This is a genomic window from Hymenobacter edaphi (genome assembly GCF_003258365.1).
GTDB lineage: Bacteria > Bacteroidota > Bacteroidia > Cytophagales > Hymenobacteraceae > Solirubrum > Solirubrum edaphi.
Window position 1 is genome coordinate 1,091,299 of the sequence record NZ_QHKM01000001.1, and the last position, 19,546, is coordinate 1,110,844.

17 protein-coding genes are annotated in these 19,546 nt (G+C 67.4%); 6 read left to right on the plus strand and 11 right to left on the minus strand.

Going from position 1 to position 19,546, the window contains the following annotated elements:
• Positions 1–57: 57 nt before the first annotated feature.
• Positions 58–627, minus strand: a complete 570-nt coding sequence (locus DLM85_RS04435; RefSeq protein WP_111476840.1) for a YqgE/AlgH family protein — start codon at positions 625–627, stop codon at positions 58–60.
• Positions 628–864: 237 nt separating this feature from the next.
• On the opposite strand from DLM85_RS04435, the gene pdxH reads away from it, so the two are divergent.
• The 4 genes from pdxH (at position 865) to DLM85_RS04455 (ending at position 5,372) form a co-directional block, all read left to right on the plus strand.
• Positions 865–1,515, plus strand: a complete 651-nt coding sequence (gene pdxH, locus DLM85_RS04440; RefSeq protein WP_111476841.1) for a pyridoxamine 5'-phosphate oxidase — start codon at positions 865–867, stop codon at positions 1,513–1,515.
• Between the two features lie 88 nt (positions 1,516–1,603).
• Complete coding sequence (locus DLM85_RS04445) at positions 1,604–2,902, plus strand: DUF1015 domain-containing protein (protein WP_111476842.1); 1,299 nt, start codon at positions 1,604–1,606, stop codon at positions 2,900–2,902.
• Positions 2,903–3,045: 143 nt separating this feature from the next.
• Positions 3,046–3,633 (plus strand): Maf family nucleotide pyrophosphatase, encoded by a 588-nt coding sequence (locus DLM85_RS04450; protein WP_111476843.1) that lies wholly within the window; start codon positions 3,046–3,048, stop codon positions 3,631–3,633.
• On the plus strand, positions 3,630–5,372 hold the full coding sequence (locus DLM85_RS04455) for a hypothetical protein (RefSeq protein WP_111476844.1): 1,743 nt from the start codon (positions 3,630–3,632) through the stop codon (positions 5,370–5,372). The genes DLM85_RS04450 and DLM85_RS04455 overlap by 4 nt, the downstream gene beginning before the upstream one ends.
• A 16-nt stretch (positions 5,373–5,388) precedes the next feature.
• Here DLM85_RS04455 and DLM85_RS04460 read toward each other — a convergent pair whose 3' ends face one another.
• Both DLM85_RS04460 and DLM85_RS04465 read right to left on the minus strand, forming a co-directional pair.
• The gene (locus DLM85_RS04460; protein WP_165822002.1) at positions 5,389–6,072 is read right to left on the minus strand and encodes a DAPG hydrolase family protein; all 684 of its coding nucleotides are present in this window, start codon (positions 6,070–6,072) and stop codon (positions 5,389–5,391) included.
• Entirely contained in the window at positions 6,069–6,368 is a 300-nt protein-coding gene (locus DLM85_RS04465) for a hypothetical protein (protein WP_111476845.1), read from the minus strand. Before DLM85_RS04465 ends, DLM85_RS04460 begins: the two co-directional genes overlap by 4 nt.
• Before the next feature lie 324 nt (positions 6,369–6,692).
• Here DLM85_RS04465 and DLM85_RS04470 point away from each other — a divergent pair, with 324 nt between their 5' ends.
• The gene (locus DLM85_RS04470) at positions 6,693–8,210 is read left to right on the plus strand and encodes a hypothetical protein (RefSeq protein ID WP_111476846.1); all 1,518 of its coding nucleotides are present in this window, start codon (positions 6,693–6,695) and stop codon (positions 8,208–8,210) included.
• 138 nt (positions 8,211–8,348) lie between these two features.
• Here DLM85_RS04470 and DLM85_RS04475 read toward each other — a convergent pair whose 3' ends face one another.
• From DLM85_RS04475 to sdaAB, 8 genes are all read right to left on the minus strand, one after another.
• Positions 8,349–10,052, minus strand: coding sequence for a catalase (locus DLM85_RS04475; protein WP_111476847.1), 1,704 nt, complete (start codon positions 10,050–10,052; stop codon positions 8,349–8,351).
• 174 nt (positions 10,053–10,226) lie between these two features.
• Positions 10,227–11,384, minus strand: a complete 1,158-nt coding sequence (locus tag DLM85_RS04480) for an MFS transporter (protein ID WP_111476848.1) — start codon at positions 11,382–11,384, stop codon at positions 10,227–10,229.
• Between the two features lie 536 nt (positions 11,385–11,920).
• On the minus strand, positions 11,921–12,349 hold the full coding sequence (locus DLM85_RS04485; protein WP_111476849.1) for an EamA family transporter: 429 nt from the start codon (positions 12,347–12,349) through the stop codon (positions 11,921–11,923).
• Positions 12,350–12,351: 2 nt separating this feature from the next.
• Positions 12,352–12,759, minus strand: coding sequence for a DUF4259 domain-containing protein (locus tag DLM85_RS04490; RefSeq protein WP_111476850.1), 408 nt, complete (start codon positions 12,757–12,759; stop codon positions 12,352–12,354).
• A gap of 406 nt (positions 12,760–13,165) precedes the next feature.
• A complete protein-coding gene (locus DLM85_RS04500) occupies positions 13,166–14,155 on the minus strand; it encodes an NAD(P)H-dependent glycerol-3-phosphate dehydrogenase (RefSeq protein WP_243635860.1) in 990 nt (329 codons plus the stop codon).
• 212 nt (positions 14,156–14,367) lie between these two features.
• Positions 14,368–15,780 carry an efflux RND transporter periplasmic adaptor subunit gene (locus tag DLM85_RS04505; protein WP_111476852.1) on the minus strand — a complete coding sequence of 471 codons (1,413 nt, stop codon included), beginning with the start codon at positions 15,778–15,780 and terminating at the stop codon, positions 14,368–14,370.
• Between the two features lie 143 nt (positions 15,781–15,923).
• Positions 15,924–17,465 carry a TolC family protein gene (locus DLM85_RS04510; protein WP_111476853.1) on the minus strand — a complete coding sequence of 514 codons (1,542 nt, stop codon included), beginning with the start codon at positions 17,463–17,465 and terminating at the stop codon, positions 15,924–15,926.
• A 117-nt stretch (positions 17,466–17,582) separates the two neighbouring features.
• Positions 17,583–18,263, minus strand: a complete 681-nt coding sequence (gene sdaAB, locus DLM85_RS04515; RefSeq protein ID WP_111476854.1) for an L-serine ammonia-lyase, iron-sulfur-dependent subunit beta — start codon at positions 18,261–18,263, stop codon at positions 17,583–17,585.
• A gap of 206 nt (positions 18,264–18,469) precedes the next feature.
• Here sdaAB and DLM85_RS04520 point away from each other — a divergent pair, with 206 nt between their 5' ends.
• Positions 18,470–19,459 (plus strand): tryptophan 2,3-dioxygenase family protein, encoded by a 990-nt coding sequence (locus tag DLM85_RS04520; protein WP_111476855.1) that lies wholly within the window; start codon positions 18,470–18,472, stop codon positions 19,457–19,459.
• The last annotated feature ends 87 nt before the right edge of the window (positions 19,460–19,546 follow it).

Genomic DNA, 19,546 nt, shown 5'->3' on the forward strand with positions numbered 1-19,546 from the left:
CTCTCGACAAACCCACCCGGCGAGCCGCAACAGCGGCGGGCCGGGCAGGCTACATAATCAGTTCAGGCGCGGGTCCAGGGGGTAGTTCGACAGCACGCGGTAGCGCCCGCCTTTCTCGCGCAAAATGGCCTGCCAAAAGGCATCGGTGGTCAAAGTAAACACTTTCCCGGCAGCATTCGGGTGGACTATCCAAGTCTTTTCCTGCACTTCGCCGGCCAGCTGGCCCGCCGTCCAGCCCGAATAGCCGACGTAGAGGCGCAAGTTGTTCTCCGTCAATTCGCCGGCGGCGATGAGGCCCAGCAGCGCTTCGAAGTCGCCGCCCCAGTACACGTCGTCGGCCAGGGGTTCGGCGCCGGGCAGGTCGGGGCGCTGATGCAGGTAGTGCAGCGTATCGGGCTGCACGGGGCCGCCCACGTGCAGCGGCAGCGTAGCGGCGGGGTGTTCGTCGCCGCCGGGCAGGCTCATCGCGTCGCCCAGGCGCACGGTGGTCGGCCGGTTGAGCATCAGCCCGAACGTGCCATCTTCCTCGTCGTGGCGGCACAGCAGCACCACCGAGCGCTCGAAGTTCGGGTCGCCCAGAAAAGGCTGCGATATCAGAAGGCTACCGCTGCGCAGGTTGGTGGCCATGACGAAGGCGAAATAAGGGTGAACGATAGGACCACTGACGCCCGCAGGCCGCGCAAAGATGCGCGAAGAATCGGGCCCGGCAAGTTGGCGGGGGCTTTACCCTTACGTTGGGCAAGGCCCCGCAGGTTCCATTCGCGGCGGCCTTCCGCGGCCAACTGCCGCCGGCAGCCGGCCCCCAACGCGCCGGGGCCCGCAAATTGCGCCTACTTTTGCGCCCGAACCTCCGCCGCCCGTCCGATGCAAGACCAACACCTCGCCGACCTGCGCAAAACCTACGCCCAGCACGCGCTGGACGAAGCCGCCGCCGACCCCGATGCCCTGCGCCAGTTTCGCCGCTGGCTCGACGAAGCCCTGCAGGCCCACGCAGACGAACCCACGGCCATGACGCTGAGCACGGTGGCGCCCGACGGGCAGCCCTCGGCCCGCATCGTGCTGCTCAAGGGCCTGCCCGACGAAGCGGGCTTCCTCTTCTTTACCAACTACGACTCGCGCAAGGGCCGGGAGCTGGCCGCCGCCCCCAAGGCCGCGCTGACGTTTTTCTGGCCGGCCCTGGAGCGGCAGGTGCGGGTGGAAGGCACGGTGGAAAAAGCCCCGGAAGCGGTGTCGACGGAGTACTTCCAGAGCCGGCCGCACGGCTCGCAGGTGGGCGCCTGGGCCTCGCCCCAAAGCCAGGTTATCGGCAGCCGCCGGGAGCTGGAACAGCGCGAGCAGGACGTGGAGCAGCGCTTCGCGGGGCAGGACCCGCTGCCGCGCCCCCCGCACTGGGGCGGCTACGTGCTGCGCCCCAGCCGCATCGAGTTCTGGCAGGGCCGCCCCTCCCGCCTGCACGACCGGCTGGAGTACGAACGAACGGACGACGGCTGGCAGCGCCGCCGGCTGGCGCCCTAAGCCTTAATTAATAATGAATAATTGGGTGGTTGGCTTGCCGACACCTGCTTGGTTCTTTCATTATTAATTATTAATTCTTCATTAGAAAATGGCCGAAATTCAACCTGTTCGCGCCTGGCGCTACAATCCGGAGCTGAGCCAGCGCATCGACGACTACGTGTCGCCGTTGTTCGATGTGGTGTCGGCGAAGCAGCGCGAGGCGCTGTACCGCAACCCGCTCAACAGCATCCACCTCTCGGTGCCCCGGCCCGGGCCCGACCCGGCCGGCGAGGCCCTGCGCCGCCTCACGGAGTGGGAGCAGTCGGGGGTGCTGCGGCAGGACGCGCTGCCGGGCATCTACGCTTATTACCAGTATTTCCGGCTGCCGGGCAGCGCGCGCGAGTACGTGCGCAAGGGCTTCATGTGCCACATCCGGGCTTACGACTGGGCCGAAAACGTGGTGCTGCGCCACGAAAACACGCTGCCCGCGGCCGTCAACGACCGGGCCGAGCTGCTGGCGCGCACCCAGTTTCAGACCAGCGCCACCCACGGCCTCTACCGCGACGACGCCCACGAGCTGGAACGTTATCTGGACGAGGCCGTCGAGGACCCGCTGTTTGAAACCGAGGACTACCAGGGCGTGCGCGACGTGCTGGCCGTGATTCAGGACGCCGGGGTGATTCAGCGGTTTCAGCAGCTGCTGGCCGGGCGGCAGGTTATCCTCGCCGACGGGCACCACCGCTACGAAGGCTCCCTGGCCTACCGGCAGGCCCGCATGGCCGCCGACGCGCAGCCCACCGGCGCCGAGCCCTGGCATTACCACCTGATGTACCTCACCAACGCGGCCTCCGACGACTTGCGCATCCTGCCCACGCACCGGCTGCTGCTGGAGCTGCCCGACGGGCTCACGGACGCGGCGTTTCTGGCCCGGCTGGAGCCGTACTTCGTCGTCACGCCCAAGGACGACGCGTTCGACCTGCCCGAAGTCATTGCCGGCAAGCCCTGGGCCTTCGGGCTGTACCTGGGCGGGCAGCCCTACAAGCTGCGCCTGCGCCCCGAGGTGCACCCGCAGCTCGACTGGGACACCACCCCGGAGGTGAAGCAGCTGGATTTGACGGTGCTGCACTACTTCGTGCTGGAGCGCGCTCTGGGCGTAGTGGGCATCGATGCGCAGCGGCAGTGGCCGGGCGTGACCTACGTGCGCAACTTCGCCGAGGGCCTGCAGCGCGTGGACTCGGGCGAAGCCCGCGCCGCGCTCATCACCAACGAGGTGACCATGGACGAGGTGGAGCGCGTGTGCCACTCCGGCGCCGTGATGCCCCCGAAATCGACCTTCTTCTACCCCAAAACCCTCGGCGGCCTGCTCTTCACCAGCATCCGCGACGACGAGCCGGTGGGGCTGCTGTGACCAGCGGTGATTTAGCGACTAAGTGGTTTAGTGAATACCGGCTTCTGCATGTACTGGAGTCGATTCACCTGTCACTTTAGCCGCCAGTCCGGTTCCTGCCCCACCATCACCAAGTCGCTAAATCACTAACTCACTCCTTGCAAATGCGCCTGATTCTCGCCTCCAACTCGCCGCGCCGCCGCCAGCTGCTGACCGACCTTGGGCTCCGCTACGAAGTGCGGCTGCAGGAAGTCGATGAAAGCTACCCGGCCCACCTACAGCGGGCCGCCGTGGCCGAGTACCTGGCCGCCCACAAGGCCAGCGCCTACCGCGCCGGCCTGCAGCCCGACGAAGTGCTGCTCACGGCCGATACCATCGTGTGCCTCGACGAGCAGGTACTCAACAAGCCGGTGGACGACGAGGACGCCGTGCGCATGCTCACCCAGCTGCAGGGCCGCGCCCACGACGTGTATACCGGCGTGTGCCTGCTCACCGGCGGGGGGCGGCAGGTGGTGTTTTCGGACCAGACGCGGGTGCATTTCCGCCCGCTCACGGAGGCCGAAATCCGCTACTACGTGCAGCATTACCGCCCGCTCGACAAAGCCGGGGCCTACGGCGCCCAGGACTGGATCGGGCTGGTGGCCGTGACCCGGCTGGAGGGCTCCTACTTCAACGTGATGGGCCTGCCGGTGCACCGCGTGTGGGAGGAGCTGCAGCGCCTCACCGACGCGCAGCTGCTGCCCGGGGCATGAGCCGGCCCGCCGCCCCGCCCGCACCGGCTTTCTTTGGGGCCCTGGCGGTGCTGCTGGTGCTGGCGGCCGGCCTCGGGCCCGGCCTGATTTTCGGCCTGAGCCGCTACGCCGACGTGGAGCACCTGCGCCACGTGCGCTACCACGACGCGACGTTTCGCTACCTGCCCATTTCGCTCACGCCCGCCGGCTACGCCCAGGCCAAGCTGGCCTGGCTCGGCCTGACGCTGCTGAGCGCGGCCGTGCTGCGCTGGCAATGGCGCCGCCGGGGCCGGCTGTACCGGGAGCTGGCCGCGCTGCACCAGGAATGGCGCGCGGCCCCGCCCCTGCTGGCGCCCTGGCGGCAGCTGCGCCCGGCGGAGCGCCGCACCGCCCGGCTGCTGTTCGGCGCGCTGCTGCTGGTGCGGGCGTACTACGTGCTGCGCTACCCGCTCTACGGCGACGAACTCGTGACGTACCTGAGCTTCGTGCGCGAAGGCGCGCTGGCGGCCATCAGCTTTTACCCCATCCCCAACAACCACGTCGGCTACAGCCTGCTCTGCTGGCTGAGCAGCCTGGTCAGCCCGAATTTCTACTGGGCCACGCGCCTGCCCACCTTGCTCATCAGCGCGGCGGGCACGACCGGGGTAGGCCTGCTGCTGCTGCGCCACACCAGCTTCCGGGTGGCGGCGCTGACGGTATTTCTTTTCGCCTTCTTTCCCTACGCGCTGTTTCAGGCGGTGGTGGGCCGCGGGTATTTTTTGCTGGCCGTAAGCGCGCAGCTGGGCCTGGTGGCGGTGCTCACGCTGCTGCAGCGCCCGGCGCGGCCGCGGCTGGCGTGGGCCCTGCTCGTGGGCAGCAGCGTCGTGGGGCTGTACGCCATGCCCTCGTACCTGCTGGTGTTCGGCAGCCTGCTGGCGGGGCTGGCCACCGGCCTGGCGCTGCAGCAGCGGCCGGCGCCGCTGTGGCCGCTCGGGCTGGCGGGCCTGGTGACGGGCGGCGGGGCCGCGCTGCTCTACGCGCCGGTGCTGCTGGTATCGGGGCCGTGGGCACTGCTGGCCAACGACTACGTGGCGCCCGGTGCCGGCTACGCGGCCGGCCTGACGGCCCTCGGGTTCGTGGCCCGCACCGAGGGGCAACTGCTCGGCACCGGGCCGCTGGGGCTGGCGCTGGCCGGGGGCCTTAGCCTGGCGGGCCTGCTGCTCGGCTACCGGCAGCGGGCGCTGCGGCCCCTGGTGCTGTCGGCGCTGGCCCTGCTGTGGCTGCCCTACCTGCCGCTGCTCGTGCGGGGCGTGTACCCGCCGGCGCGGGTGCTCTCGTACCGGGTGTTCGGCCTGTTTCTGCTGGCGGCACTGCTGCTCGAAACGGCCCTGCGCTGGCCGCCGCTGGCGGTGCTGCGCCGGCGCCCGGCGCTGGCCGTGGCCCTGCCGGTGCTGGCCTGGGCGGGCGTGGCCGTGCTGCTGCTGCTGCGCCGCGCCGACCAGGAAGCGGCCCGCAACGCGCGCGTGGCCCGCACCTACGCCTGGCTGCAGGCCCGCCACGCCCGGCGCGTGCAGGTCGAGGCGCCGCATTACCAGCTGTACCTGCAGTTTTTCAGCCAGACCAGCGGCGGCGCCCTGCGCGTCGATGCCGCGGCCGAGCCGGGGGCGCGCTACCAGTTCTACCTGCTCGACCGGGAGCAGCACCACAAATTTCGGGTGCCGCGGCCGCCCGTCTTCGAGAACGAGGATGTGCGCGTGTACGCGGGGCCGCCGGGCCGGTAGCAGGCGGCCAGATCGGCTACCGGCCGCGGGCGGGCAGGGTCTGGCCGCCCCCGGCCGCCACGACGGGCTGCTCGGCGGCGTACAGCGCGGGCAGAAACTGCTCGAAGTTGCCGACTTCCTCCACGTTGTGGCGCAGCCAGGCGTAGCCCATGCGCGCCGTGAACAGCCGGCGCTGCAGCAGCGGGTTGAGCAGGTACCGGCCCAGGGCGCTTTCGTGGCCCACCTGCATGCGCGACGTGTAGCGCGTGCCTTCCGCGGCGGCTTCAAACCAGTGCTCCAGGCAAAAAACCTCCAGGCCCAGCACGCGGCGCACCAGCCGGATGCCGGTCGAATCGAGCTTGACCACTTCCTCGGTGCTGTCGACCAGGTGCCGCGCGTCGCCGCCGAAGGCCTCCACGATGCGGAAGCGGCTGCCCACGCCGGCCCCGCCATGGGCCGCGGGGCGGGCCAGCGCCCAGTGAATGTGGTCGACGGGATGCCAGACCAGGTAGCGCGGGTACTGCCGTCCCTGGTAGGACATCGGCTCCCCGATGTGGCGAAACCACCACTCCAGCATGGCGGGCGTCACCCCGCGCACCAGCTCGTGCGCAATGGTCAGCTCGAAGGAGCCGTGGCGCAGCCGCCGAAACGTGGTTTGGGCGGAATGGAGGGGTTTCAGCGGGCCGGCCAACGGGCGGGGCGGCAACAGGGACCAGTTCATAGGTAGTGAATTGCAAAAGTGGGCAGCGGCGCCCCGGCTGCTACCGGAGCAGCCGCCTCGGGGCGCGCCGGCTCGGCGTAGGTCCGCAGCAACCGGCTTAGCGCCCGAATGGCCGAGGGCCGCGTGGCTGCCGGGCCTCGCCCACCCTGCACCCGCCAGCCAGCCCCCACCGACCAGCCGGCGGCCAGGGCAGCGGGCAGCACCACCTGACAGGAGGCCGGGGCCACCACGGGGCGCGGGGGCAGTGGATGGGTAGCGGCGAAGGGAAACAGCAGCAGAAAGGCGACCTTGTTCATGGCGGATAGGGCTGGGCAGTGGCACATCGGCGCGCCCATCAGCCGGGGCAGCGACCAGGACAAAGGACCGCCGAAAAGCCACGGGGCACAATCGCATAAATGGGCGTGTAGGCCCCACTAGAGCCACTTTTTGATGTGATGCCGCGCGCCAATCAGGACCCGCCACCCGACCGCCTCCGCCCCGCCCGGGCACCGGCGTTATGTCCATCCGCCTCGACGGCAGTTAATGCGGTCCTGGGCCCTACTTTTATGCCGCCGCCCCGTACTTGGCGGGCGCTGGCGGGCCCGGCCAATACCTGCCGGGCCCTTTTCCCCTCGCCATTCATGCTGCACAGCTTTCTGTTTGCCCCTTTCGCCGATGCTGCCGCCGAAGCGCAGTTCGATGCCCTGCACGCCGCCCTGCAGCCCCCGGCGGCCGGCGACGAGCTGCTGCTGCTGGGCAACCTGCCGCTGGAAGACGCGGGCACCCTCGATGCGGTGCTGGTGCGGCCGGCGGGCATCGTGCTGCTGCAGTTTATCGGGCGCGGCGGAGCGCTGCACATTCCGGCCCTGAACCAGGGCGCGTGGCAGCTGGCCGGACAGCCGCTGACGGGGCAGGCGGGCAGCGCCAACCCGTACGCCCAGTTTCAGCGGCAGCGGCGGGCCCTGGCGGCCTGGCTCACGGCCCAGCCCGCCCTCGGCCCCATCCGCACCGAGGCCATTGCCGGCCTGGCCCTGTTCGCGCAGCCCGTCACCTTCGGCTCCGAAGTGGAGCCGCGCCTGAACGCGCAGTCGGGCACCGATAACTTCCAGCTGCTCAGCAGCCTGCCGCACCTGCCGCGCCGGCTGCAGCGCCTGCACCTGCCGGGCGCGGCCCTGCCCGCCCCGGCTCTGCACCAGTGGCTGCAGCACCTGCAGGCCGAGTCGGGCGGCCCCGACGCCGCCGCCGACGCCAGCGCCGAGGACCAGCCCGCCGAGTTCTGGACGCAGAAAGCCCGGCAGCTCTGGCGCTGGCTGGGGGCCGAAGACATTCCGCCCGACACGGGCTACGCCGGCTATTCGCCCGACCCGGCCGCCGTCAGCGCCGCCGAAAAGCAGCGGCTGGAGCAGCTGCGCCAGCAGGTGCGCACCGAGCTCGACCAGCACACCCAAGCCCTGACGGCCCGCGAGGTGGAGCGCGAAGCCACCATTCGGCAGCTGCAGCAGCAGCTAAGCCAGGCCGCCGCCGCGGCGCCTTCCGCCGCCGAGCTGCAGGCCCGGCTGGCCGCCGAAACGCGCGACAAGGAAGCCATGCACGAGGCCCTGCAGCTGGCCCGCGCCGAGTCGGTGGCCCGCAACCGGGAGCTGGACGCCCGCATTGCCCAGCTGGGCGTGCTCATTCAGCAGCTGCAGACCCGCCCGGCGGCCCCGACAGTTAGCGCCCCGGCACCGGCCCGGCCCGCCCCGTCCCCGGTTCCGGTCCCGGCGCCCGCTGCGCCGTCGGCCGCCACGACGGCCGCCCGGCCCGTGGCCCGGCCCCGGCGCTATTCCACCTGGCAGCTGCAGCCCTGGCGGGCGGTGGCGGTGCTGGTTGTGGTGCTGGGGCTGCTGGGCGCGGGCTGGGGGCTGCGGCAGCTGTACCGCGCGCAAACCAAACCGGCCGCGCCGCGCCGGGAAGCCCAACGGCCCGGCCCCGCACCCACCGCCGACGAGCCCGCCGCCGATGCCGAGCCCACCGACACCGCGCCTTCGCCGCTGGAAGAACGCCTCAACAACCCCGTCATCGACTCCAGCGGCGCCCAGCCCGGACCGGCGGCCACGGATTCGGTGCTGGCGCCCAGCCCGGGCTACCTCGACGCCGACTCCCTGGAAAACGGGGAGTAGCGGGGCGCCAACGGACGCGCAGGCCCCCAACAACAACCGCTGCCGGCCGGCCTTGCGAAGAAGGCCAACCGGCAGCGGTTGTTGGTTACGAATGGCGGCAGTCGCCGCGGGGCCGTGCGCCGGCTCCGCGGCCGGCCGTTAGTACGGCTTGGCCTCGTGGCCCTGGGCCTCGGCCTGCGCCACGGCCCGCTCCTGCCGGCCTTCGTTCTGCTGGTTGCCACCCCGGGCCGGCTGGCCGTTGCGGGCTGCGGCCAGGCCGTCGGCCAGGCGCCGCCCCCAGTCCGGGTCGCAATTGGTGCACAGCTCCACCATTTTGTCGCTCACGCGGTGACTGGCGTCGGCCAGGGCGCCCACCATGTTGTTGATCAGGTCGTCCCGCTCCCAGTCTTCGTGCAGGCGGTACCGTTCGCCGGCCTGCTGGAAGTTGTTCTGCCGGTCGATGGTCTGGCGCATCACCCGGCCGGAGTACTGCGGCATGTGGTCGGGGGCCGTGCGCGGGGCCTCCTTCAGCCCGTTCAGGGAGCTGGGTTCGTAGTTGATGTGGTTGTTCTGGCCCGGCGCCGCATCCACGTGGTAGGCCATCTGCCCGTCGCGCTGGTTGGTGGCCACGTGCTTTTTGGGCGCGTTGATAGGTAGCTGCAGGTAGTTGGTGCCCACGCGGTAACGTTGGGTGTCGGAGTACGAGAAGGTGCGGCCCTGCAGCATCTTGTCGTCCGAGAAGTCCAGCCCGTCGACCAGCACGCCGGTCCCGAAGGCCGACTGCTCCACCTCGGCGAAGTAGTTTTCGGGGTTGCGGTTCAGCGTCATCTTGCCCACCGCCCGCCACGGAAACTGCTCCTGCGGCCAGATCTTGGTGTCGTCGAGCGGGTCGAAGTCCAGCTCCGGGTGCTCGTCATCAGACATGATCTGCACCAGCAGCTCCCACTGCGGGAAGTCGCCGCGGTCAATGGCTTCGAACAGGTCCTGGGTGGCGTGGTTGAAGTTTTTGGCCTGAATGGCCTCGGCTTCCGGGGCCGTCAGGTTTTTGATGCCCTGCAGCGGCTCCCAGTGGTACTTCACCAGCACGGCCTCGCCCTTGTCGTTGACCCACTTGTAGGTGTTCACGCCCGAGCCCTGCATCTGCCGGTAGTTGGCCGGGATGCCCCAGGGCGAAAACAGGAACGAGACCATGTGCATGGCCTCCGGGGTGTTGCAGATAAAGTCGAAAATCCGCTCCCCGCTCTGCCGGTTGGTGACCGGGTCGGGCTTCTGGGAGTGAATCAGATCCGGAAACTTCATGGCGTCCCGGATAAAGAAGACTTTCAGGTTGTTGCCCACCAAATCCCAGTTGCCGTCCTCGGTGTAGAACTTCACCGCGAAGCCGCGCGGGTCGCGCAGGGTTTCGGGCGAGTGGCCGCCGTGGCCCACGGTGCTGAAGCGCACGAACACCGGCGTCTGCTTGCCGGTGGTGTTGAAGAGCTTGGCGCGGGTGTACTTTTCGATGGGTTCGTCGCCCACCTTGCCGTAGGCTTCGAACACGCCGTGGGCGCCGGCGCCGCGGGCGTGCACCACGCGCTCGGGCACCCGTTCCCGGTCGAAGTGGCTGATTTTTTCCAGGAAGGCGTACTGTTCCAGCAGCGCCGGGCCGCGGTTGCCGAGGGTGCGCAGGTTCTGGTTGTTGGTGAGCGGGTGGCCCTGGCGGGTAGTCAGAGTCTGGGCGCCTTCGCCCTCCGCCGTGCGCTGGTCCTGGGAGGTGCCAGCGCCCGTGACGGCCGTGCCGGTGCCGTCGACGGGCGAGTGGCCGTTGCCGTCGGAATGGCCGTTATGGGCGTTGTGCGGAGAATTGGGCTGTTCTGGGGTCATGGGCGTTTGGGTTGAGGTTGTAGATGCTATACCCCCAAGATACCCATTCTGTTTTTCTTTCGGAGAATAATTCTCCGCTAGCAACGGTCTTTCACGGTAAAATAACGCGGCCCCGGCCCGGCGCAAGGCTGCGCCGGGCCGGGGCCGCAATTCCCGGGGCGAAGCCGGGGAGCCTTACAGCCGGGCCCTGGAGGCCACCGCCGCCACGCACAGGCCCATCAGCGCAATCAGCGAAAAGGAGATGCGCAGGCTGGTGGCGCCGGCCACCAGGCCGATAATCGGCGGCCCGATCAGGAAGCCAAGGAACCCGATGGTGGACACCGCCGCCAGCGCCATGCCGGCCGACATAACGGTGGAGCGGCCCGCCGCGCTATACACCAGCGGCACCACCGACGAGGTGCCGAATCCCACCAGCATAAAGCCCAGCAGCGCCGGCCCCAGCGTCGGAAACAGCACCGCAATCAGCAGCCCCACGGCCGTCAGGCAGCCGCTGAGCTGAATGACGGCCCGGGCCCCGAGGCGGGCCGTGAGCCAGTCGGCCCCGAAGCGGCCCAGGGCCATGGTGCTCATAAAGGCCGTGTAGCCGGCGCTAACCCAGGCTTTGTCGGCCTGCACCACTTTCTTGAAGTACACCCCGCTCCAGTCGAACATGGCGCCCTCGCAGATCAGCGCGCAGAAGGCAATGGCCCCGAGGCTGAGCAGGGTGCGGTCGGGCAGCACGAACAGGGGTTGCTCGGCGGTATCCTCACTGACGGAGTGGGGCAGCAGGCCGTTGAAGCTGAGCATGGCCCCGACCAGAATCAGCGCCAGGATGAGCAGGAAGTGGAATTCGGGCAGCACGCTAAACCCGTTCATGGCCGTGCCGATGGCCGCGCCGGTGAAGCCCGCCAGGCTCCACATGCCGTGAAACGAGGCCATGATGGGCTTCGGGTACAGCGCCTCCACCCCCACCGCCTGGGTGTTGATGGAAATGTTCATCAGGTTGCTGGCAAAGCCGAACACGACCAGGCAGGGCACCAGCAGCCACAAGCTGGGCGCCCAGCCCAGGCCCACCAGCGCCGAGCTGTAGATCATGGCGCCGGCCAGGGCCGTGCGGCGGCTGCCGTACTGGTGCACCAGCCAGCCGGTGAGCGGCAAGGAAGGCAGCTGCCCCAGCGGAATAGCCAGCAGCAGCAGGCCCAGGTCGCCCTCGGAGAGGCCCAGGCGCTGCTGAATGGTGGGAATGCGCGAGGCCCAGCTCGCGAAAATGAGTCCTTGAAGAAAAAACCACGCAGCCACCGCCAGGCGGTGGGTACGCGGGGTTACCTGTCCCGGCAAAGCCAACGTAATCATGAGAGTCCCGGCAAAAAGCGTTTAACCATAGCAGCCGACGGGCCGCGTGCTTCTCGGGGTGGGAAGTGGATTAGTGCAGTTCGGCAAAGTTACGGGACGCCGCGAAAAGCGTTGGGGCGCGGAGAAATACAAACGTTTGCGCTCCGCTATTTTTTTCAGGCAAACGGTTGCCGGCCTCGTTTGCGCCCGGGCTGCTTCCTGGCAGCGGGGGCATCAGCCACCGCCCAAAACGCGAACAGGCGCCCCGGGGGGCGCCTGTTCCACCTGCATCCGCCGGGCGGCGGTGGGTGTGGCGGAGGGCCGGCTGCCTCTCCGGGGCCGCTCCGTGCGGAGCAGCGCCCACCCGCGAGTTAACCATTCCTCGGGCCTCGCGGCGGATGCGGGTATGTCATTTGCGGACAGCAGTTCGGCCCGGGGGCCAAAGCGCATATGCAATAAACAACATCTTTGGATAATGTCACAATCACATGAACATGTGAAAAGCAAAACACCCGCGCAGCGCGGTACGCCGGGTGCTTCGCCGCCCGAAATCCGGGCTAGTGCCCGCGCGCCAGCAGCGCAATGCCGCCCACGATGAGCAGCAGCCCCAGCGCCTGCGGCAGCGTCAGCGCCTCGCGCAGCACCACCAGCCCCAGCACGGCCGTCAGCAGCACCGAGCCGCCCACGATTACCGGGGTGCCCACCGAGGAGGGCACGCCCCGGCTGAACACGACGAAAGTCAGGATTTCGCCCAGGCCCACGCCCAGCCCGGCCAGCGCCGCCAGCCATAGGCCCTTGCTCGTGACGGGCAGCGGCTGGCCCTGCAGCTTCAGACGCAGCAGCCACGCGGCCCCCAGCGCGGCGGCCACCAGCTGCAGCACCACCGCGCCCACGGCGGCCGGCACGTGGTCGGCGGCGAGCTTGATGAAGAAGTTGTAGAAGGCCAGCGCCAGGGCCGTGAGCAGGGCCAGTACAAGCCAGGGCATGGTTATTCGTCGTCCAGCTGCAGCCGTTCCAGCAGGTTCTGCTGCAGCGCCTGCCAGGCGGCGTAGTTGTCCGATTCGGCCCATAGTTCCTGCAGCTCCGAGCCCTTGAGCACCGCTTCCACGGCTTCAATGGCCAGCTCCTGCAAATCTTCTTGCCCGTCGGCGTCGAGCTGGGTGGTGGCGGGCAGCAACCCCACCGGTATGTCGGCGGCGGGCTTGCCGATGATGGCCGCTACCAGCTCGGCCGCGGCCAGGGCCTGGCTGGCTTCGTCGGTTTCGAGGTAGCCTTCTTCCTCGGCAGCCGTGGCCAGGGCCTCGTAGAGCACGGCCTCGTTGGGGCTTTTGCGGAAATCCTCGGCGAAGTCAGCCGCCGCGTCGTTGTCAAAGTTGTGGTAGTCCCAGGTGCCCATAGAGAAAAGTGGTCATTTGATTGAAAAGAAGCCGTGCCGGGTTGCTAGCGGCGCGGCGCATTAGCAGTAAGCTGGAGGTAGCTACGGATTCTTTTCGCTGGAGTAGTAACGCCGAGGCGTTCCGTTCTGCTGCGTCCTTGGCTGCACGACCCGCTCGACAGCTCGGTAACTGCCGATGAAGCACAGAACAGCTACTCCAACCGGGAGCATCTTACGCCACACGGCCGGCCCAGCAATGGAGGCGCGAAATACAGCCACCATGACCAGCGTAACGCCTAAGAATAATACCCCGGCTATTGCCGGCGCCAGCCCTGTAACCAGACTGAAGTGCAGCACCGGCAGCAGGAGCAGCCAGGCCACGACGAGTAGCAGGCCGTTGCCGATGTTGACCAAGCCCCGCATTGGCCTACCGAAACTTCTCCTTCAGCAGCTCAATCTCCACGGCCGGCGCAATCTTCTCGTACAGGATGTGGTAGGCGGCCGAGGTGATGGGCATGTTCACCCGCAGGTCCTTGTTGACCTCGTAGATGCTCTTGACGGCGTAGTAGCCCTCGGCCACCATGTTCATCTCCATCTGCGCCGACTTCACCGAATAGCCGCGGCCCACCATGTTGCCGAAGGTGCGGTTGCGCGAAAACTGCGAGTAGGCCGTCACCAGCAGGTCGCCCAGGTAGGCCGAGGCCGACAGGTCGCGGGGCTGGGGGTTGAGGGCGTAGAGGAAGCGGCGGATTTCCTGCACGGCGTTGGCCACCATCACCGCCTGAAAATTGTCGCCGTAGCCCAGGCCGTGCGCGATGCCGCAGGTCAGGGCAATGATGTTCTTCATCACGGCGCAGTACTCGATGCCGTCGAGGTCGGCGGCGGCGTGGGCCTTCACGTAGCGGTTGCGCAGCAGCTGGCTGAAGTCCTCGGCCAGGGCCAGGTCGGGCGAGCCGATGGTCAGGTAGCTCTGCTTTTCCAGGGCCACTTCCTCGGCGTGGCAGGGGCCGGCCACGCAGCCCATCTTCTCCCGGTGCATGCGGAAGCGCTCCGACACGTAGTCCGTCACCAGCTCGTTGCGGCCCGGAATCATGCCCTTGATGGCCGAAATGACGCGCTTGTTCTTCAAGGCGTCGCGGTCGAGCTTGTCCAGGGTTTCCTTCACGAAGGCCGCGGGCACGGCCAGCACCACCCAGTCGGCCTCCTGCACCACTTCCTCCACGTCGGTGGAGGGAAACACGCGCGTCAGGTCGAACTGCACCGAGGAGAGGTAGCGCGGGTTGTGGCGCGTGGTGCGCAGGTGCTGCACGTCGTCCTTGTGGCGCAGCCACCAGCCCACGCGGGCGCCGTTTTCGGAGAGAATTTTGGCTAGTGCGGTGGCCCAGGAGCCGCCGCCAATCATGGCAATTTTTTCCAAGGGGAATGCGGGGAAATGTAGCGCGAACTTGCAGTTCGCGTATCGTTGCTGCCACCAGGAGGCGTAATCGTCCGGTTACATCGTTCAACGACACGCGAACTGCAAGTTCGCGCTACAAGCGTACGGATGGCCGATTTTAGCTAAAAAAAGCGAGAGGCCGGCCCGAACGTTCGTTCGGGCCGGCCTCGACGCGGCGGCGCTCCGGCCGCGGCTTAGTCCTCGTTGTCGCCTTCGCCTTCCTTCAAGGCGGCGCGGTCCAGGGACTTAGCGTCCTTTACCTGCACCACGGCCCCGTCCTTCAGCGTCTTCGAGACGGCCCGGAACGGCCCGCTCACCACTTCGTCGCCGGCCTGCACGCCCGAGAGGATTTCGATGTGGTCGAAGTCGCTGATGCCGGTCTTGACGGGCGTGAGCACGGCCTTGCCGCCGCGCACCACGAACACGACCTCCTCGATGTCGCCCTTGGGCTTGGCCTCGCCGCCGTCGGCGCTGTTGCCGCCGCGGCCCCGGCCCACTTTCACGCCACCGCTTTCCGCCTTGTCGTTTTTGGCGAAGGCGCTGTCCGAGCGCGTCGTCACGGCGGCCAGGGGTACGGCCAGCGCGCCGCTCTTGCGGTCGGTAATCACGTCCACCGAGGCCGTCATGCCGGGGCGGAAGGGCACCACCGTGCGGCCGCCCACGGTGCGCACCAGCTGCCGGTACGACTCGGGCAGCAGGCGCACGCGCACCTCAAACTCGGTCACGGCTTCGGCCGTCAGCGCGTCCTTGGCCGTGTTGGCAATGCTGGTCACGATGCCGCGGAACTTGAGGTTGCGGGCCGCGTAGGCGTCCACTTCCACGTCGGCCGAGTCACCCAGGTCCACGTTGCTCACGTCGTTTTCGTTCACGTTCACGCGCACCTCCATCGAGTTCAGGTTGGCAATGCGCATGATTTCGGTGCCGGCCATCTGGGCCGTGCCGAGCACCCGCTCGCCCTTCTCCACGTTGAGCTTGGAGACGGTGCCGCTCACCGGGGCGTAGATGGTGGTTTTGTTGAGGTTCTTGCGGGCTTCGTCGAGGCCGGCCTGGGCCGAGCGCACCGAGCTTTGGGCCGCCCGGATGCTGGCGCGGGCCGAGTTGATTTCCTCCTGCGAGGCATCGTAGGCGGCTTTGGCCTGCTCGTACTCGGCCTGCGAAATCACCTTCTGCTTGAACAGGGAGGCGTTGCGGCGGTAGGTCAGCTCGGTCTGCTTGGCGTTGGCCATCAGCTGCTGCAGCCGGGCCTGCGACTGGCCCACGTTGGCCTGCTGGGTGCCCACCATGGCCGACTGCTGGTTGACCATGGCCTGGTAGTTATCGGGCCGGATGCGCAGCAGCAGCTGGCCCTTGCGCACGGAGTCGCCCTCGTGCACGTACAGCTCGGTGATTTCGCCCGACACGTCGGAGGAAATCTTCACTTCCGTTTCGGGCTGCACCTTGCCCGAGGCGCTGACCTTCTCCACGATGTTGGCCGGGGCCGCCTTGGCCGTCAGCACCTCGGTGCCGGTGGGCTTGCCAATCCAGCCCTTTTTCTTGGCCACAATGCCTCCGCCAATCACGACCACCAACAGGCCGAGCAGGATGAACAACAAGCGGTTGTTTCGCATATATCAATGTTTGGAATGTGCAGAAGGAAGGGGAAGGTGCAGAATGTGAGAAATGTGGTTGAATATGCTTCTAATGCGCTTGGCCATTGAGGTCGGCCTTGAGCACATTATTCACATTCAACCACATTCTGCACATATAAGACTTACAGATCGAGGGGTTTGCCCTGGTAGAAGTCGAGCACTTTGCGGCGGAAGAGGTACTCGTACTTGGCCTGAATCATGTTGGATTCGGCCCCGGCCAGGTTGTTTTTGGCCTGGTTGAAGTCGGTGCCGTTGAGCAGGCCGTTGTTGAAGCGGATTTCGGCGTTGCGGTAAGCCGTGGTCAGCGCCTCCACCTGCCGCTTGTTCGAGGCGTAGCGCCGCTGGGCCGCCAGCGCGTCGGCGTAAGCCTGCTGAATGGTCTGGCGCAGGGTCAGGCGCGTCTGCTCGGCGCGCAGCTCGGCCTGCTTGGTGCCGATGATGGAGCGCTGCACGTTGGTGCGCGCCTGCCAGCCGTTGAGGATGGGAATGGTCAGGTTGAAGCTCAGCTGCTTACCGATGTTGTTTTTTACCTGCGAGCCGAAGCCTTCGGGCAGCGTCTGGAAGCCCGGCTGCCGGATGCCGGCAAACACGCCCGGCACCAGCACCGGCACCCCGGTGGTGGGGTTGATCTGGTAAATAAAGCCCGAGGGCACGATAACGGAGTCGCCGGACAGCTTGCGGGCAATGCGGGCCGAGGAGTAGCCCGAAAAGATGCTGGCCCCGAACGAAAGGCGCGGGTAGTAGGCCCCGCGGGCCACTTCCACCCCGCGCAGAGCGCTTTGCACGCGCAAATCGGCAGCTTTCACCTGCGGCTGGGTGGTCTGGGCAATCTGGTAGGTGCCGTCGGCGTCGCTGTCCATGGCCGGCATTTCATCCGGGTCGGGCAGTTGGGGCACCACCAGCGTGAGCGAGTTGGTGCGGGCCTGGTCGAGGTTGAGCAGCTGGGCCACCTGCAGGCGGGCCAGGTCGCGCTGGTTCTGAGCCGTCACCACGCTCACTTCGTCGGAGGCCAGCTGGGCCTGGGCGTCGAGCAGGTTGCTTTCGGCCACGGCCCCGGCGCGCAGCAGCTTCTGGGTGCGGTCGATCTGGGATTGGTCGGTGTTGATGCGCAGCTGGCTGGCGCGCAGCAGCTCCTCGCCCAGCAAATACTGCAGATAGGCCGAGGCCACGTTCAGCGAGAGGTCGTTGCGGGCCTGGTCGATGTCGAGCAAAGCGGCCTGGTAGTCGAGGCCGTAGCGCTTGATGTTGTTGCGCACCTGAAAGCCCGAAAAGACGTTCAGGCCCGCCGTGGCCGAGAAGTTGTTGGCCCGGGTGGTCTGGCTCTGGAAAGTGTAGGTGAGCGGGTCCACGTTGGTGCCGTAGTTCCAGGTCTGCGAGGCGTTGGCGTTGGCCGTGGGCAGCTGGCTGAGCCGGGTCTGACGCAGCGTGGCCTCGCTCAGCTCGGCCTGCAGCTGCGACTGGCGCACTGTCAGGTTGTTCTGAATGGCGTACTCCACGGCCTGCTGCAGCGTGAACGGACCGGAAGGCGCGGCCTGGGGAACGGCAGCCGCGGGCGGCGCGGCGGGCGGCACCACCTGGGCCGCGGCGGGCCCAGCCAGGGCGGCGGCCACCAGCACGGCGCCGGAGCGCAGGCCGCGGGGAAGAAGCGTAGCAGTTTGTTTCATCGGGCAGGCAATTTCGGGGGGCGGATTAAGGCAGCTTGCGGCAGCGGGGCCGCCGGGCACCGGCTCGCCGGCGCGGTATCCGGACAATGATAAATAGGAAGCGGCACGGCCGCAAGCTTAATCAATACTGGGGATGTAGCGCACCTGGTGCACCCAGCGCAGGTGGCGCAGGTACTGCAGGGAGATGTCGTTCAGCGGCGAGTCCATTTCGATAAACTGCCGGGCCACCTGGTTTTTGCCCTTGCGCGACACGTTCATGGTGGCAATGTTGCAGTCGTCGTGGGCGATGATGTCGGCGATGAAGGCAATGGAGCCCTTCACGTCGTCGGCGTCGATGATGAGCGTGTGCAGCGCGGCCGAAAAGTCGCAGGGAAACCCGTCGACCTCCACGATGCGAATCACCCCGCCGCCCCGGCTCTGGCCCACCACGTCGACGGCCGTGCCGGCCCGCTCGTCGCGCAGCTGCAGGCGGATGGTGTTCGGGTGCATGGTCGAGGCGTTGCCCACGCCCTGAAACGTGTACTGCAGCCCGGCCGCCTGGGCGTGGTCGAAGGCCTCGCGGATGCGCTTGTCGTCGGTAGGATAATCCAGCAGCCCGGCCACGATGGCGCGGTCGGAGCCGTGGCCCTCGTAGGTGCGGGCGAAGGAATTGTAGAAGGTGATGGTGGCGTGGGTGGGCAGCGAACCGAGCACCCGGATGGCGGCGCGGGCAATGCGCACCACCCCGGCCGTGTGCGAGGAGCTGGGCCCGATCATCACCGGCCCAATCATATCAAAAATCGACGATTTCTCAGCCATTTTTCTGCGGGAAAGCGGGCTAAAGGTACTGCCTCACCCCACAAAACCAACGGCATATTCGACCAACCCGCCCGCCGCCCGCCGGTTCCCGGCAATCCACTATACAAAACCCGGCCCCACGCTGGCATTTTCTGTTCTTTTTCGTTCTTTGTGACTTCCCACACCCACCCACCCCCACCCCCTACCTGCTTCCTCCCTCCCCCTCCATGCCAAACCAGGAAGAGTTTTCGCCCGCGGTCCTCACCCAGCTGCGGCGCTTACAGGAGAAGTATGCCGCTGACGGTCAAGACCTGGCGGGGTACCTCGAAGGCTTGTACCACGCGGATTACGTCAACTACTGGGACTATATCGAGCTGGATACGCTGCTCTCGCTCCAACGGCCCCTCACCAAGATTCCCGACGAGCGAATCTTCATCATGTACCACCAGATTACGGAGCTGTACTTCAAGCTCTGCCTGGAAGAGTACGAACAGATCGGCAACCTGCAGCAGCCCGCCCTGGGCGAGCTGGTGCTGCGCCTGGGCCGCATCAACCGCTACTTCGAGAACCTGATCGACTCGTTCGACGTGATGGTCGACGGCATGGACCGGCAGCAGTTTCTGCAGTTCCGCATGGCGCTGATGCCGGCCTCCGGCTTTCAGTCGGTGCAGTACCGGCTGATTGAAATCAGCTCGACCGACCTGGGCAACCTCGTCGACAAGGAGCAGCAGCGCCTGCTGGGCGAGTCGGACAACCACGAGGAGCTGATGGGCTGCATCTACTGGAAAGCCGGCGCCACCCTGGAAACCGACGGCGCCAAGACGCTTACCCTGAAGCAGTTCGAGGCCAAGTACCACCAAACCCTGCTCGACCACGCCGCCCGCTTCCGCCACCGCAACGTGTGGGCCGTGGTGCAGCGCCTGCCCGAGGAGGACCGCCGCCACCCGCGCCTGCTGCGCCAGCTCAAGCAGCTCGACGTGAACGTGAACATCAACTGGCCCCTGATGCACTACAAATCGGCAGTGCGCTACCTGGAGCGCCAGGCCGGCGACGCGGTGCCCGCCACCGGCGGCACCAACTGGCGCAAGTACCTGCCCCCGAAGTTTCAGAAGCGTATTTTCTACCCCCAGCTCTGGACCGAGCAGGAATTTGAGGACTGGGGCCGCAGCTGGGTGGATAAAGTGCTGGAAGAAACGGCCGTTGCCAGCTCCCACTAATTTTTTGCACTACGCAGGCGCCCGGGCATACCACTGCCCGGGCGCTTTCGTTATATTGCACCCGATAGTAGCCGCCGCCCGCCGTTC

Bases quoted from the DNA above. Each gene is read 5' to 3' on its own strand.
- DLM85_RS04470 (WP_111476846.1), top strand. From the start codon at position 6,693: ATGCTGCACAGCTTTCTGTTTGCCCCTTTCGCCGATGCTGCCGCCGAA.
- sdaAB (WP_111476854.1), bottom strand. From the start codon at position 18,263: ATGGCTGAGAAATCGTCGATTTTTGATATGATTGGGCCGGTGATGATC.
- DLM85_RS04490 (WP_111476850.1), bottom strand. From the start codon at position 12,759: ATGGGCACCTGGGACTACCACAACTTTGACAACGACGCGGCGGCTGAC.
- DLM85_RS04475 (WP_111476847.1), bottom strand. From the start codon at position 10,052: ATGACCCCAGAACAGCCCAATTCTCCGCACAACGCCCATAACGGCCAT.
- DLM85_RS04460 (WP_165822002.1), bottom strand. From the start codon at position 6,072: ATGAACTGGTCCCTGTTGCCGCCCCGCCCGTTGGCCGGCCCGCTGAAA.
- DLM85_RS04510 (WP_111476853.1), bottom strand. From the start codon at position 17,465: ATGAAACAAACTGCTACGCTTCTTCCCCGCGGCCTGCGCTCCGGCGCC.
- DLM85_RS04455 (WP_111476844.1), top strand. From the start codon at position 3,630: ATGAGCCGGCCCGCCGCCCCGCCCGCACCGGCTTTCTTTGGGGCCCTG.
- DLM85_RS04480 (WP_111476848.1), bottom strand. From the start codon at position 11,384: ATGATTACGTTGGCTTTGCCGGGACAGGTAACCCCGCGTACCCACCGC.
- DLM85_RS04450 (WP_111476843.1), top strand. From the start codon at position 3,046: ATGCGCCTGATTCTCGCCTCCAACTCGCCGCGCCGCCGCCAGCTGCTG.
- DLM85_RS04485 (WP_111476849.1), bottom strand. From the start codon at position 12,349: ATGCCCTGGCTTGTACTGGCCCTGCTCACGGCCCTGGCGCTGGCCTTC.
- DLM85_RS04465 (WP_111476845.1), bottom strand. From the start codon at position 6,368: ATGAACAAGGTCGCCTTTCTGCTGCTGTTTCCCTTCGCCGCTACCCAT.
- DLM85_RS04445 (WP_111476842.1), top strand. From the start codon at position 1,604: ATGGCCGAAATTCAACCTGTTCGCGCCTGGCGCTACAATCCGGAGCTG.
- pdxH (WP_111476841.1), top strand. From the start codon at position 865: ATGCAAGACCAACACCTCGCCGACCTGCGCAAAACCTACGCCCAGCAC.
- DLM85_RS04435 (WP_111476840.1), bottom strand. From the start codon at position 627: ATGGCCACCAACCTGCGCAGCGGTAGCCTTCTGATATCGCAGCCTTTT.
- DLM85_RS04520 (WP_111476855.1), top strand. From the start codon at position 18,470: ATGCCAAACCAGGAAGAGTTTTCGCCCGCGGTCCTCACCCAGCTGCGG.
- DLM85_RS04505 (WP_111476852.1), bottom strand. From the start codon at position 15,780: ATGCGAAACAACCGCTTGTTGTTCATCCTGCTCGGCCTGTTGGTGGTC.